Annotated in this window: 34 protein-coding genes; 2 read left to right on the plus strand and 32 right to left on the minus strand. The window is 40.2% G+C overall.

The window, feature by feature from the left end:
* Positions 1-19: 19 nt before the first annotated feature.
* The 26 genes from KFE26_RS17985 to KFE26_RS18110 all read right to left on the minus strand — a co-directional run bounded on the left by KFE26_RS17985 (position 20) and on the right by KFE26_RS18110 (position 8474).
* Positions 20-265, minus strand: coding sequence for a hypothetical protein (locus KFE26_RS17985; protein ID WP_212601237.1), 246 nt, complete (start codon positions 263-265; stop codon positions 20-22).
* A 15-nt stretch (positions 266-280) separates the two neighbouring features.
* Entirely contained in the window at positions 281-628 is a 348-nt protein-coding gene (locus tag KFE26_RS17990) for a hypothetical protein (RefSeq protein ID WP_212601238.1), read from the minus strand.
* Positions 629-630: 2 nt separating this feature from the next.
* A complete protein-coding gene (locus KFE26_RS17995; protein ID WP_212601239.1) occupies positions 631-891 on the minus strand; it encodes an antirestriction protein ArdR in 261 nt (86 codons plus the stop codon).
* A 27-nt stretch (positions 892-918) separates the two neighbouring features.
* Positions 919-1134, minus strand: a complete 216-nt coding sequence (locus KFE26_RS18000; protein WP_212601240.1) for a hypothetical protein — start codon at positions 1132-1134, stop codon at positions 919-921.
* A gap of 21 nt (positions 1135-1155) precedes the next feature.
* Positions 1156-1377 carry a hypothetical protein gene (locus KFE26_RS18005; RefSeq protein ID WP_212601241.1) on the minus strand — a complete coding sequence of 74 codons (222 nt, stop codon included), beginning with the start codon at positions 1375-1377 and terminating at the stop codon, positions 1156-1158.
* Positions 1378-1401: 24 nt separating this feature from the next.
* A complete protein-coding gene (locus tag KFE26_RS18010; protein ID WP_212601242.1) occupies positions 1402-1941 on the minus strand; it encodes a hypothetical protein in 540 nt (179 codons plus the stop codon).
* Positions 1942-1969: 28 nt separating this feature from the next.
* A complete protein-coding gene (locus KFE26_RS18015) occupies positions 1970-2392 on the minus strand; it encodes a hypothetical protein (RefSeq protein ID WP_212601243.1) in 423 nt (140 codons plus the stop codon).
* 12 nt (positions 2393-2404) lie between these two features.
* Positions 2405-2773 carry a hypothetical protein gene (locus KFE26_RS18020; protein WP_212601244.1) on the minus strand — a complete coding sequence of 123 codons (369 nt, stop codon included), beginning with the start codon at positions 2771-2773 and terminating at the stop codon, positions 2405-2407.
* A 19-nt stretch (positions 2774-2792) separates the two neighbouring features.
* Entirely contained in the window at positions 2793-3014 is a 222-nt protein-coding gene (locus KFE26_RS18025) for a hypothetical protein (protein ID WP_212601245.1), read from the minus strand.
* Between the two features lie 17 nt (positions 3015-3031).
* Positions 3032-3244 (minus strand): hypothetical protein, encoded by a 213-nt coding sequence (locus KFE26_RS18030; protein ID WP_212601246.1) that lies wholly within the window; start codon positions 3242-3244, stop codon positions 3032-3034.
* Positions 3245-3348: 104 nt separating this feature from the next.
* Positions 3349-3711, minus strand: coding sequence for a hypothetical protein (locus KFE26_RS18035; RefSeq protein WP_212601247.1), 363 nt, complete (start codon positions 3709-3711; stop codon positions 3349-3351).
* An 11-nt stretch (positions 3712-3722) separates the two neighbouring features.
* Positions 3723-3968 (minus strand): antirestriction protein ArdR, encoded by a 246-nt coding sequence (locus KFE26_RS18040; protein WP_212601248.1) that lies wholly within the window; start codon positions 3966-3968, stop codon positions 3723-3725.
* A 29-nt stretch (positions 3969-3997) separates the two neighbouring features.
* Positions 3998-4195, minus strand: a complete 198-nt coding sequence (locus tag KFE26_RS18045) for a hypothetical protein (protein WP_212601249.1) — start codon at positions 4193-4195, stop codon at positions 3998-4000.
* On the minus strand, positions 4182-4718 hold the full coding sequence (locus tag KFE26_RS18050) for a hypothetical protein (protein ID WP_212601250.1): 537 nt from the start codon (positions 4716-4718) through the stop codon (positions 4182-4184). Before KFE26_RS18050 ends, KFE26_RS18045 begins: the two co-directional genes overlap by 14 nt.
* A 15-nt stretch (positions 4719-4733) precedes the next feature.
* Positions 4734-4961, minus strand: a complete 228-nt coding sequence (locus KFE26_RS18055) for a hypothetical protein (protein ID WP_212601251.1) — start codon at positions 4959-4961, stop codon at positions 4734-4736.
* A gap of 30 nt (positions 4962-4991) precedes the next feature.
* The gene (locus KFE26_RS18060) at positions 4992-5255 is read right to left on the minus strand and encodes a hypothetical protein (RefSeq protein ID WP_212601252.1); all 264 of its coding nucleotides are present in this window, start codon (positions 5253-5255) and stop codon (positions 4992-4994) included.
* 19 nt (positions 5256-5274) lie between these two features.
* Positions 5275-5751: a hypothetical protein gene (locus tag KFE26_RS18065; protein WP_212601253.1), complete on the minus strand. Its 477-nt coding sequence runs from the start codon at positions 5749-5751 to the stop codon at positions 5275-5277.
* A gap of 20 nt (positions 5752-5771) precedes the next feature.
* Positions 5772-6053, minus strand: a complete 282-nt coding sequence (locus tag KFE26_RS18070; protein ID WP_249195814.1) for a DUF6283 family protein — start codon at positions 6051-6053, stop codon at positions 5772-5774.
* A gap of 9 nt (positions 6054-6062) precedes the next feature.
* Positions 6063-6353: a hypothetical protein gene (locus KFE26_RS18075; protein WP_212601255.1), complete on the minus strand. Its 291-nt coding sequence runs from the start codon at positions 6351-6353 to the stop codon at positions 6063-6065.
* Between the two features lie 11 nt (positions 6354-6364).
* Positions 6365-6628: a hypothetical protein gene (locus KFE26_RS18080; protein WP_212601256.1), complete on the minus strand. Its 264-nt coding sequence runs from the start codon at positions 6626-6628 to the stop codon at positions 6365-6367.
* On the minus strand, positions 6615-6920 hold the full coding sequence (locus KFE26_RS18085) for a hypothetical protein (protein ID WP_212601257.1): 306 nt from the start codon (positions 6918-6920) through the stop codon (positions 6615-6617). Before KFE26_RS18085 ends, KFE26_RS18080 begins: the two co-directional genes overlap by 14 nt.
* A 129-nt stretch (positions 6921-7049) precedes the next feature.
* Entirely contained in the window at positions 7050-7241 is a 192-nt protein-coding gene (locus KFE26_RS18090; protein ID WP_212601258.1) for a hypothetical protein, read from the minus strand.
* Positions 7242-7278: 37 nt separating this feature from the next.
* On the minus strand, positions 7279-7767 hold the full coding sequence (locus KFE26_RS18095) for a hypothetical protein (RefSeq protein WP_212601259.1): 489 nt from the start codon (positions 7765-7767) through the stop codon (positions 7279-7281).
* 43 nt (positions 7768-7810) lie between these two features.
* Positions 7811-7993, minus strand: a complete 183-nt coding sequence (locus KFE26_RS18100; protein ID WP_212601260.1) for a hypothetical protein — start codon at positions 7991-7993, stop codon at positions 7811-7813.
* Between the two features lie 67 nt (positions 7994-8060).
* Positions 8061-8201: a hypothetical protein gene (locus KFE26_RS18105; RefSeq protein WP_212601261.1), complete on the minus strand. Its 141-nt coding sequence runs from the start codon at positions 8199-8201 to the stop codon at positions 8061-8063.
* An 84-nt stretch (positions 8202-8285) separates the two neighbouring features.
* Positions 8286-8474, minus strand: coding sequence for a hypothetical protein (locus KFE26_RS18110; protein WP_212601262.1), 189 nt, complete (start codon positions 8472-8474; stop codon positions 8286-8288).
* A 250-nt stretch (positions 8475-8724) separates the two neighbouring features.
* Here KFE26_RS18110 and KFE26_RS18115 point away from each other — a divergent pair, with 250 nt between their 5' ends.
* Entirely contained in the window at positions 8725-8931 is a 207-nt protein-coding gene (locus KFE26_RS18115; protein WP_212601263.1) for a hypothetical protein, read from the plus strand.
* 212 nt (positions 8932-9143) lie between these two features.
* Here the strand turns inward: KFE26_RS18115 and KFE26_RS18120 are convergent, their stop codons facing one another.
* The 5 genes from KFE26_RS18120 to KFE26_RS18140 all read right to left on the minus strand — a co-directional run bounded on the left by KFE26_RS18120 (position 9144) and on the right by KFE26_RS18140 (position 10977).
* Complete coding sequence (locus KFE26_RS18120; RefSeq protein WP_212601264.1) at positions 9144-9467, minus strand: hypothetical protein; 324 nt, start codon at positions 9465-9467, stop codon at positions 9144-9146.
* 135 nt (positions 9468-9602) lie between these two features.
* Complete coding sequence (locus tag KFE26_RS18125; protein ID WP_212601265.1) at positions 9603-9803, minus strand: hypothetical protein; 201 nt, start codon at positions 9801-9803, stop codon at positions 9603-9605.
* Position 9804: 1 nt separating this feature from the next.
* On the minus strand, positions 9805-10101 hold the full coding sequence (locus tag KFE26_RS18130) for a hypothetical protein (RefSeq protein ID WP_037428032.1): 297 nt from the start codon (positions 10099-10101) through the stop codon (positions 9805-9807).
* A 12-nt stretch (positions 10102-10113) separates the two neighbouring features.
* Entirely contained in the window at positions 10114-10686 is a 573-nt protein-coding gene (locus tag KFE26_RS18135) for a hypothetical protein (protein WP_212601266.1), read from the minus strand.
* 33 nt (positions 10687-10719) lie between these two features.
* Positions 10720-10977, minus strand: coding sequence for a hypothetical protein (locus KFE26_RS18140; RefSeq protein ID WP_212601267.1), 258 nt, complete (start codon positions 10975-10977; stop codon positions 10720-10722).
* 302 nt (positions 10978-11279) lie between these two features.
* Here KFE26_RS18140 and KFE26_RS18145 point away from each other — a divergent pair, with 302 nt between their 5' ends.
* The gene (locus KFE26_RS18145; RefSeq protein WP_212601268.1) at positions 11280-11891 is read left to right on the plus strand and encodes a helix-turn-helix domain-containing protein; all 612 of its coding nucleotides are present in this window, start codon (positions 11280-11282) and stop codon (positions 11889-11891) included.
* A 459-nt stretch (positions 11892-12350) separates the two neighbouring features.
* Here KFE26_RS18145 and KFE26_RS18150 read toward each other — a convergent pair.
* The coding region (locus KFE26_RS18150) for a hypothetical protein (protein WP_212601269.1) at positions 12351-12684 on the minus strand (334 nt) is incomplete at its 5' end.

The raw sequence follows: 12684 nt of genomic DNA on the forward strand, positions 1-12684 counted from the left end.
ACCCCGAATTTCCGCTCTGTTATTCTTCTTCGCTTACTGTACTGCCCCCTGATTCTGGTCGTTCCAACCCAAGAAGGGGCATCCAATTAACAATAGCCACATCACTCACATTGTAATTTGTCTCAATGTACGCTGTTATGTCCTTTAAATCAGATTGATACTGAATTGGCATTGCACACAGGATAGTCACTGTGCATTGAACTTGCTGACCTGTCTGATTTGACAAACCAATATAAAATACATGGTAATGATGTTTTTGTTCCATTCGTGAAATTCCACTCTATTGGTTCATTCGAAGCGAAGACCACTTATCAAGCAAAGTCGTGATCTTGTCTTTCACATCAACACCAATCCGCGCCAACCACACAGACGGTTGAAAATCGCCACCCTCAACACCAAGCAAAACGTTATTCGCGTGAGAGCGATTAGTTCCATCGAGATTCACTAGCTCAATAGCACTAAACTTAAACCATTGGTCAGCCTCAAGGCTTAGGATGATTAGCGCCGCAGTTTTAGCGGAGCTAGAACCATGTTCTAACGCCATATCAATAAGTGCCAGTGCCGACATTGCTCTTGGCTTGTGGATTTCGGCCTCGGCCATTTCCTTTCTGTACTGTTCAATGCCCATTCTTAGTAGTTCCTACTTCCGTTAATTTGATTGATCACTGTCCACACAGACGCACCGCTGTCGTCATTGCCACCCTCAGCCAAAAACAAATGCCCTTCATAGTCTACAGCAATAGCACCTGGGCGCTCACAAGATGGGTCGCGGAGTTTGTCTTTCCAACCGTATACCTTTCCTTGCCACACCAGCACAACACCGCCGACCCGTGCTGGATTTTCAGAGCGCCATTTATTAGCCAGAGCTAGGGCTTTACTGTTTGGTGTCATTGTGAACTTTCCGTTCTCTTACTTCGATTAGTGTTTATGTTTATCGCTTTCATCCCACCAAGACTTATCAAAGGGGATTTCACACGTAGGGCAGAAGTCAGACGTCACCAAACCTTTGACCGTTCCCCATGAGTCACATTTCTCACAGTACCGCTCACATACTGAAAATTCATGCGAGCTATATTGGCCTTGGGTACTTTCTACCCTGTGATTTCTCGATTCGCCATGCTTATGAGTAGTCATAGATTTTCCGCTCTATTGATTCTAACTTTGATTTTTTTTCAAATTTAACAACAAATACTCTATCAATCTATATCCTGTGCCGAACATAAGAAGCGTTGATGGCACCAACATTGCAAGACCAAGTATTTTTGTTAAAATGCTCGCTTGGTTATCAACCATCCAAAGAGCTAGAAATGTGAATGCCAAAGTACTTGAGAGCAAAAACCAAATTAAGCGAGTTGCAACACCATTCTGTAAGCGCATATTTCCCCCTATTTTCCGTGAATATTAATCGAGTTCATTTGCGGCTTCTACAGCCTTGCTTAAATCATCCGGCCAATTAAAATTAATTAACGCATGAAGATCTCGTTTTATTTTATTGCTACATTGTTCTTTTGCTTCGTCATACCAGTAAGTTTCACTTTCACTTTCTCGACAGTCATTTACAACATTGTTAAAATCAACATCATAAAATGTCTGCGCTTCACCATCTTTAATATCATGCTCTGCAACTAAGGAAAATTTACGTTTAACACCATTTCGACCATCTTCATCTGTTATTGAGTACAAAGCTTCAAGCTTTGCATTTAATCGCCTCAATGCCTGAGATAATGAATTGCCACTGGCAGCAGGTAATAATTGGTTTGATAGTAAATATTGTGCTTGTGTACCATCAAAATCATCCCCCCCTAATTTATCAAAAATCCACGTCGCCCAGTCCATGTGCATAACAATAGCTGTATAACTACCACCATATCGTTCTTGATCAACAATAAGAGGTACGCCCATTTTGTTTACATAGTCATCTAAAAAGGTGATTTCTGACATATTTGACTTTCCGCTCTCTTACTTTGGCTCAACTGATTCTTGATTCTGCTTGTTTCCGCAAAATTGCTTTAATCGCTTTGTTTCGTATTTCCTCTAACATTTCATTATGTTCCACATCAGAGATTACACCTGCACGCCACCAAGCCCACAACCGACCTTGTTGATTGTTTACTTGGGTTTCCCATTCGAGCAAACGGAGCCCTTCCAGATGTTCATACAAAAAGCGGTTATGCTCTTTGACTTGATCAATGTTAATGGTTTCGTATGTACCAGTAACTGCACCATGTTGGTATTTGCTTTCAAACTCTAGCAACTCTAAATAACACTTAAATTCATACCGTTTGGCCTCGGCCACAGACATCGCGCTACCATTTGGATATGTTAATGGGGAAGGTGTACGGGCATCGACATCTAACAAAAATGCCAAGGCAGCTTTGAACAGAGCTTTCATATATTTTCCGAGTTAAGAGTTGATAATTACAGGGTTCGCATCAGTTAGAGCTTTTTTAACGATACTTTCAGCATCATTAAAATGGCAATCACTATTATTTTCGCGGTTATTTAGGATGTAAGGATTTCTGCTTGCTCTTAGATAGCCTCTTGCCCAATCCAATCGCTGAATGTAATCATCAAAATGACAATCTGTAAAACAACCAAGGAAGTCATTAAAGCCGCTTTTTTCTTCGATACTGCTGAAAATCAATGTACCAAACTCAATTGCATCTATATGAGCCAATAGAGAAGTTTTATCGCCATTAGTTTGAGGATGAACAGCCTCAATACGAGCACGAAGAATTTCAATTGCATTTACAACTTCATTATCATCTTGCATAGTTAATTTTCCGTTTTTCTTAGTTGTGTTTCAAAATCTGCCATACTTCATCTAAAAGCATATGTGGCTTACCTGCTTTTTTACCCTTGAAAAACTGTCCCCGAGGTAACTGATCGTTGCGATTTAACTTGCCCTGCCATTCTTTGAATGCAGCGTTCACACCATTCTTTCTCATGTAATTCAAAATTAAGTCGATGTTACCCATAGGGTCTAGCACAACTAATTCAGGTTTGTTTTTCATTTCTAGATTCCGCTCTATCACCAAACTTGAAGTGCAATACTGTTTTCATCGGCGTCATACGAATGGTCGCTAGGCAACCGTAGCTCGCGCACCAAAATTCCCGCAATATCAACTGGCGGATTACTGTCTATATCTGCTTGAGTGACAGTTAAAACAATCTCCGCAGTATCAGGATATTTGCTTAGCAACTGAATTAATTCAGCTTTTGTTAGCGTTTTTCTATTTGTCATTCAGATATTCCAAAGTTAAATTTGCATTGCAAAAATCTCGGGCTGCCCCCGAACCCGCGAGCCAATGACCTGGTGCAAAAAATTTGCACTGCGGCCAAGGGCTATCACCTTAAATGATCTACATCTAGACCATGCTTGAGCCTGAATTGGTAGCTGATGTCATAAAGGTCTTCTTTGGCTTGATTTATCTTGTTTTGTAAAAAAGCACTGAAAAATTGGTCAAACTGAATGCTTATCACTGTACCCAATTCCATATCTCTTGAGTCACCGCCAATATCACAAAGGAGATCATCCCCTTCTAGACGCTCATTAGCTTGTGCTATGAAGTTGTAACGTTGTTCGCAGTATTCGATTTCAAAAAACCAGTCTAAAAATTCCCGAACTGTACAGTTGACGCCAACTAGCTCATAGCTAGACGAATAATCATCATCACAAATTCCAATAATTTTTACAGATCTAGTGGTCATCTGATTTTCCGTTAGTTTGCTTGATTTATTACTGACCACACAGAAGCGCCTTTCTCGTCATTGCCACCCTCAGCCAAAAACAAATGCCCTTCTTGGTCTACAGCAATAACACCTGGGCGCTCACAAGATGGGTCGCGGAGTTTGTCTTTCCAAGCGTATACCTTTCCTCGCCAAACCAGCACAACACCGCCGACCCGCGCTGGATTTTCAGCTCGCCATTTATTAGCCAGAGCTAGAACTTTACTGTTTGGTGTCATAGCTTAGATTCCGTTAACTATTCATATTATTATTTTGGGAGCCAAGAATATCCGTTCTCAACAAAAAACCAGAGTCCTCCACCACCAAATCCCACTCCAATTAATGCAATAACAATTCCTCGCCTATCTGCATAATCACCATTTATGATGATTTTTACAGCCAGAATAAGAGCCAACAGTAACCATATAGATAAGGAACCAACAGTAAACTGATCAATTACGGCCATAACCCCCTCCAATCTCGGGCTGCCCCCGAACCCGCCGACCGGTGTCAAAATAATGCTTGTACTTGGAACTACGCCTGAACCACAAAAAATCCATTGCTACAATGCGGCTAAAGCTGTTTCCTAGCTCTTGTGCAATCTTGATGTATTCAAGTGTGGGGATCTCGAACAACGAGAAATACTCAACTTCAAAGTCATACGCCCCCCCACGTTCCCTCATTTTTTGGTAAGTGGGGTCTACCAACTTATCGCTATCAAGTCGTACCCACGCATGTTCGATAGGAACTAATGTATCTCCGATATACGTCAGCGCAGCCCCGTAAACCACAGCCTTTGCATCCATAGCCACGGCTGTTAAAAATGCGTTGTCATAACAAAACGATGGAATTACACGGTCATAAACTAACCAAAAATCTTCTGCTGATATTCGACTGATTTCCTGTTTAGACAAGTGCTGCTTATTGAACACGAGCCAGCTTTCAATTAATGCCAACGCGTCTTGCTCTGACTTAGTTAGTTTTGGCATAGAATTTCCGCGATGTTAGTTTTGGGTTAGTTGCTTAGTGATTTCAGATTCGATCTGCCAAACTTCCAGCAGCGTTAATGAATCACTATGTTCTGGTTGTACCGCCTTAACGAGTTCAAGCAGTTCTGCATGTTGCTTTGGATAAATCCACTGTAACCCGCTGCCGCAAACGACCCACGCTACAAAAACGGTAGTAGTAACAACTGCAGGCAACACTATTTCAACTAAATCAAGTAGCTTCATGAGTTTCCGTTAAATCAGTTGAGTACAATGCTAAAATGCCACACTTGATTTAAGCCATTTTAATATTTGCTCGTCGTGATATTCAGTTCCATCGGGAATGACAAGAACAAAGTTAAAATCCATAATTATGCAATTTTCTCGTTTTTCGAGTTCCGCTTCAAGATTCTCTATCGCAGTTATAGCTTCGGCCTTGGAGCCATTTTTTACTAGATATTTGCTTGCCAACCCTGTCTCATACAGATTGTAGCCTCTATCCATATTTCTCAATCCCGCAACTGCATCTGTTTTAGACATACGACTTTCCGTTCTGTTGCTACATAAACCCAAATAAAGTTATTTCACTGGTAGCTTTCTTGACCGCTTCATCTAGCGAGCTAAACATACCTTGAGAGCTTGAACGATCCCACGCACCGCCTGTTAGACAACGAACTTCATAGCGAATACCCGTTGGGTAAGCTTTAAACCACGACTCTTTATTTTTTTGGGTTCGCTCATTGAAATCATGCTCAGATTCAGACTTACAGTCTGAATCGTATCTAGCCATTCTAGCTACAAACTCACAGTAAGTTTCTGAGCTGTATTCATCGGTTTCTATGTATGGCCGACCATACCAGTGCTCAATTTCTAAATCTTCTCTTTCATCATTTGGTGTGCGATTGAAATCACTACGCAAATTCGGATTGATAAAGATACCTTGCACAACTTCGCACGTTTGGTTCTCTGGATAGTGCTCAGGCAGGTAATCCGAAATTTCGATTGATTCACCTATATATTCAATAACTCTTGGCATATTGCCCCCTATTTTCCGTGTTATTCATGGTGTGAAACGCAATCTTCCAGCGTTTCAAAAACCATTTCTTTACCCGATAATTCCAATTCAATACCGAGTCGATTAGCTAACCTAACAAACCCGTTATCGTTACCATTTATCAGCATGTGCCCCGCGCATTCCAAATGCTGTTTTTTATGACAAACGAACGAGTCTTGCGCCAGTATTTCAGACATCCGTTCACCACCCAACCAGCCCTTCAATGTGTCTTTGCGGAAAGGGCACTGAGCACATGGTTTTTTTACATTCGGTAGTGACTGCATATCTGTTCCCTAACTGGCCGAGTTTTTCTGTTCTTCCATTTGACGTTTAGCAATCATCGCCTTGATTTGGTTATTGCTGTAACCACTTAAAAGTTCCATTGCCAACCTGATACGATCAGCACTGTACTCGCGCATGTCATGCGACATGTTGTAGCTGTATGTCGTAGTACAAAACCCCGTATCACCTTTGATTGAATCGTGCTCTAAACGAACGGCACGATTACCGCGCCCATATACAGAGAATCGACCATGTACAACTTGCTCGATTGAATTGATGTCAAATTGCTCGATATAAGCCATAGATTTTTCCGTTAATTTTCTTGACTGGCGCCACTGGACGTTGGTAAGTGCAAAATAAAATCGCCGTTGGCATCTCTCGGCCAATCTTTGAGTCGTTTTGACGCCCTGTTTCTGACTGACTTTTGAAGAGGAGGCGTGAACGGAACAGTGTCTATTTGTCTCAATCCACCCAAATCAAAAGTATCAACTAAAGCACAACGCTCAGCCGCAGCGCGAATAGGGATTGATTCGTACTTTACCTTATCCCATCTGTAAAAAACGCTATCTGGATTCATCTGCTACCTCAGAATGTAATTGATTAGCAGAAATACGCTTGTGTGTTTTACGTTGACCAATAGGTTTAACGGGTTTCATTACCCCCTTTTTTCGAAGTTGATAAACCCTTGTCATGATCGTATGTATAGTACGTTCCAACGTAAAACTCATTTCTTCCGGCCCAATTATTTCATAGTTTTCAATAAGGTATTTTTCATCTACCGTTGTCCAAGGCGTTTTATGTTTAGAATGGTATTCAGGATGGAAATTCATTCGACCGTAACGATCAAATGTAATATCTTGATTTTTCATTTGAACCTCACTTTTTTAGTTTACAATTACCGCGCTGGCAGTTTTGAACCTCACTGATTCTTTCTGCCAGCCCAGAGCGGGAGTCGCCAAACACCGCTCTGGTTTTTATTTTCTGTTAGGTTTAAGCACCTATCTACTACCATTTAATTTTTCAATTTTCTTCAAGCAACTGCCACATGCTTGGCCTTTGGGGTCAACATAGGTTTCACTTGTATTTAAAGACTCTCGACCACATAAACTCATGCCGCCAACGCTTTGACTGTTAAAAAATGCGTGAGCAGCACGTTTATGGAATGTACTTTGCCATTTGATATCATTCATTTAGAAACCCCGTTTATAATTGCTATTTTCCGCTCTGTTAATTCTGTTTTCCTAGCTCGTCAGCTTTGATTCTCTTTAGCGCTTTCTGATGTTCTGGAATGTCACTCTCAATGACAGGCTCACCATTCTCACCTACCCGAATAGTCATTCCTTTGTATTTCATACAACGGACAACCGCTTCAGTTTCAGGCTTGTAAGTTAGCAATTGACTGGTGATACAATTGTAACCATCGCCACGACACTCAACAGTACTATCAATGACCCAATATTTACTATCAGGTGACTTGTTCGCACTAAATTTAATATCAAGAAAAGCCTTGCCATTATCAACGCTGAGAACGTCTGATTTTGATGTTTCAGCCAATTCAATAATAGCCTTATCAGCGCAATTTTCTGGAACGGGAATTACGCTATTTTTGCTAACTGTAACAGCAGTGTTCTCCCACAAAACATCATTCAGTCCTTCCCAAGAGCTTGCTAGTGAAAACGCAGAAAATAGAGAAAGAGGTAATAAAATTTTATTCATATGATTTTCCGTTGTTCTGGGCGACCTATGGCCGCCCTACTCATTATTCAGCGTCTTCTTTTAGCTCTTGTAGAGCTATTGAAATTTGCTCGCGCCATTGTTCCTCTGTTAGATCCCACTCTTTCATATCAGCAGCATCCGCTTGACCTTGCAAAGCCGCTTCAAGTTCTTCAATAGAGTTTTGGTTGTAACATGCTTCTGCGAATGTGTTTTCTTGAATTGACATGGTGAACCCCGTTTAACATTAGCTATATGCCAACATTGGCATCCCCGCAAAACGAGGAACAATTCTATTAACGAGCATCGTACATTTCAGCCAATTCCTCGGCTGATACAGAAAATCTCGAACTAGCTTTCCATTCTGCATCTGGATATTCAAATCCAGTTTCGATCAATGACACCATGTATTTAAATGCTTCTTCCAGAGTATTCATTTTGTAGCCTCTGTATAATTACTTAACTGAGACCATTTTGAGCGAATACCGCCTAAAGGTCAAGCAAAAATGCGCGACTATCGCTCATTTTTTCATTTTCTGACGATACAGAATACCATCAATAATCAAGTCTACAGCGTGGCGGCGAGTATGCCACCAATCGTAAAATGTGCGCCTTGGTACTTGAGCGTAATCAGCAACTGCATTGGCTTTCATGCCTAATTTTGTTTTGCAGTACTCCGAAAACGCATCTTTTTCATCAGTATCACGCATTAATACCTCTACATACTTAAATAAAATCCAATCTTAAAATTGTGCGCTATTCGCTCACAAATGGCAATTAAAAAGCATTGGCCGCTATAGCGCCCATTGATATTGGATCTGTCGTTAGAAGCTTCTGGGTAGTTTCGAGGGTTTTATTGCCCAATAAATAGTGTATGGTCGCTACTTGAAACTCGCCCCAAAAACCCCATTTAAACTATGGGAATAATCCCTAGGCGCTAGTTAATAAAGAGAGCAAATTATGGTAAAAAAAGCAGTTGTCCCCTACGGTAGTGATGTTTCAGCAGGAACTTATGAATGTGCTGATTGTGGGCGTAAATACTCAAATCAATCCAAAACATCATTACCACCATGCCCTGATTTTGATGAAGATGATCACCCCTTAAGAGGCTGGACAATCCTCACTGGGAAAGGTGATGCAGTAGAAGATCCATATCCAAAGAAATAAGCTAAAAAAAAGTGGAGCCCTAGGGACTCCACTTTCTCGTTTCACAACTGCCTTTTCGGCAGGTAAACAACTTTGTTTCTGAGTGATCTCATTGAGATTATTTTCAGCTGCCTATTCGGCAGTAACTAGCCAACTAATTAATACTATTACTAGGGAAAAATTTCAACCCTCTACAGAAATCCATTGTTTCCGTGGCACTCCAGCTATGGACTTTAGTGAAGTTGAGAATGCGAGTTGGTGCGGGTAATTTTTAACTTAAATTTGGCTTGGCACTGATCACAGACAAAGTATTGATCTCCACTTTTTGGTGGATGCAGTTTGCCTTTGCAATCCAGTTTGATACAGGCTGGTAGATGATTAGCTTGGGTTAAACTTTCAACTCTTGTATTCACTTCATTTTGCATCCTAAGTATTGCTGGCTGTATCATTTCAAACACCTCTCTAACTGAACATCCCATCTCTTTTGCGACTTCCTCCGAAGAACCGCACTTTAGATATAACTTCCAAGCCCGTTCACTCTTTTCTAGATCATCCATAAAGAGCCCTTATCACTTTTGAACCCAATAAAAATATTAGCATTGATCTGCCAGCATAGAGGAAGATCTGCTTTTTCCTAACGTCCATCGTTTCCGTGGCGGTTAGCCGATGGCCAGAACATCACGGAATCTAAACTAGCTTAATGCTTGAGTTAAATCGTCAATCATGCACTTGATGTTGTATTCAGTGCCGCCGCCTTTTATTGCTCGATCAATTGCTGATTTACTTGGTGCTGCACCGCGAACTGAATTAATCAGCGTCTCGGCTTTACGAACGCCGCCAGCTTTAGCAACTAAAGCGGCTAGTTGCTCGGTGTTTGAAGCGTTCTCTTTCATGCTAATCCTCAATGCTACATTCGATATAGCTAATTTTTTTATCTAGTGCGTAAAGCTCTCCGCTTCTAGCATCGAACGGCATTCCGAAGATGAATTTATCTGCAAACTTTTCGCGTAAAGCTGAGTTTTTTATTTTCAATTTAGCGCTGTAAGAAGTGTCATTAAAATTATTCATTGCTTCAATTGTTAAATTATAAAGTTCAACAATTTCTTGACGATGTTGTTTAACTCGCTGAGCTGCTTCATCGTCTTCAACAAGAAGATCACATCTATCAAATTTTAAAAGAATCATTTTCATGTCATTTATCGCTTAGAAAAAATCGTTATGATCGATTTGAATGTCACATTCGCGCATTAACTTTGTGCGTCTTGTTTCTTTTATTTCGCCGCCAAGGTAAAAATCTTCATCACAAACTACAAAGCGATCATAAGAAGTGATGCCATTCCCCCACTTTTCTTCGCCGCGCAAGTCTGGGTAGTTGATGTTATCAACTCTTTCAAAAAATTCTGCTGACGCTTTGAGATACTTTGCATTGCATTTGATGAAATGAGTAATTTTATTGATATCAGCGGTTTGAATTTCATCAACAATCTCTTTCGTAAAGAACTCGCTAAAATGATGAGCTGTTGCTACTCCACCGACGACTAAACGGTGGTTATAAGTAATAGTTGAGCTAAAATCTTCTGTTTTATGCTCAGATACACGACACTTAAAGCCTCTGTCATAGATTTCTTCTACAATCAAATTAGCGCACTCGCCGATGATTTTTACGTAACACTCAGAACCATAGTCATCGTAATCTTCACGAATAACTTTAACTTTACTTCCTGTGCAGATTTCAGTAGCAATTTCAGCAATTATTTCTAATGTGATTGTGTTCATAAATTTATCTCCGCTTATTGTTGTTGTGACTTTCTACAGCAATACGCACAACTGCCCAGCGATGTCTTTAATATTTTCTCTTGCTTCAAACATGCTTTGGTATAAAGCGTAATCAGCATCACTCATTTCTGAGGGGGTGACTTCATGCTCATTGCCTACCCAAGACTCGCTATATTTAGATAAAATCGTGTTGATTTTTGAATTGTAAGAATCCCGCATGTTCATAACACTAGCGTGAATTGATTGAATTGAAACTACTGAGTTGTCATGTAACCTAATTGATGTTTTCATCGCATTATCTCCGTTTTGCTTTGGCTCTTTGCCTCAGTTCAGGCCTTAAATATACGTCCCACATCGGGACAGTGTCAACCATTTTTCAAATACCTCTAAAAATAATTAAGCGACATCTTTCATCGTTTCCGAGTTCAGCCAGCCTACGACCATGCGCAACGGAAAACAAAAACGACTATGGTTCCAAGATTCAAGCTGACAAACTCATTTGAAACAACTCAATACAACACATTCACTTGACTTTCTTCACACGAATAAAGACAATTGAGCTTAAGAGTTTAAATGCACACCAAGGAAGCCACATGTCTGATAAAAATTTTGAAACACTCCCAAAAGGTTGGGAAAACTTGTATCCGATTTATAGCCCTATTTTCAAAGAAATACCTCGCTATCATGGCGGAAAACCACTTATAGATAGACTAATCAGTGAGTTCGGATTAAAGGATAGGAATGAATTATCATCCTTAACTGGTTTTTCACTTGGAACCTTGGCTACATGGCAAACCAGAAATACCACTCCATTCGAGCTAATTATCCGAGTTCACTTATTTACAGGAATCCCTATCCCAAGGCTCTTATTTGGCATTGATGAACCTGCAGGTATTGGTTTATCAAATTGTCCTGCTGTAATTTCAATGCCAAAGGATTTAGTGAAGGACGAGTTAGCGTTGATCCATAAAGAGTTTACTTCTAACGGCATAGTAGGGACTCATATCACGCTGTATCCGGTAAAAAACAACTTATCATTAACCCAGGTTAATGAATTAATAGAATTAATTAAAAGCGATAGCTTTTTGAAAAATCAGAATGTATTTCTCTCGAATATGTTAGATGGTCAACAAGGCACTGATTCAATCTCTCTTTTGGATGGAAAATTACACATCAAATTTATACGCCAAATCCAAGCTCAATAAATGAAATAGAGATATTTTTAGCGCGGTTGCTGTTTTCTCAAGAGCCGCGCCATTTGACCGATTTTCATCGTTTCCGAGTTCAACCAACCTACGGCCACGCGCCACGGAAAACAAAAAACGCCCCGAAGGGCGCTAGTTTGGGAGGGCTTATTCAGAAGCCCAGTCGCTCCACTGTGGCTAATAATTCAGCGTAAGTGGCGTTTTTGGCTTTATCATAGAGCGATTTTGCGGCGCAATTTCCCTCGATATAATCATCAGAATCTATGATCTCATGCGCCAAATTATGCATTCTACATAAATTAAATGTCTAAACTAGCATGGAATTGTTGTAAAGAAATTCTATTGAATCTCAATCTTTCCCGTAGGGTTCAGAACAATACATCTAACGCTTAAAACTATTGATTTCAAGTACAAAAAAAGCGCAATTAAGCGCTTTTTATATCCACAAAAACTTAAACTTTAGTCAAGACCTGCACGGGCAATTTTTACATCACCAACACCACTATCAAATCCCCCTTTTAAAAACTGAGGAAGGTTTGAATAAATGGATTTAATGTTAGTAATAACTTCATTCAGAAGAGCTGAACGTGGCATTTCGTCATATTGGTCATATATTTCAAACAAAATAGTTTCAAACCTTAAACCACACTCATTAGCCATGTTTTCCGCATAGCAAGCATCATCCAAATCATCTTCGCAATCACATAAACGAAGCTTTGCTTTGCTAACTAGCAGTGACATTTCAACATCCACTAACGCAGACACATAATTTATTATATTCATATTTAAATTC

Origin of the sequence: Shewanella sp. M16, from assembly GCF_018224605.1 — a bacterium.
In the GTDB taxonomy this organism is placed as follows: domain Bacteria; phylum Pseudomonadota; class Gammaproteobacteria; order Enterobacterales; family Shewanellaceae; genus Shewanella; species Shewanella oncorhynchi.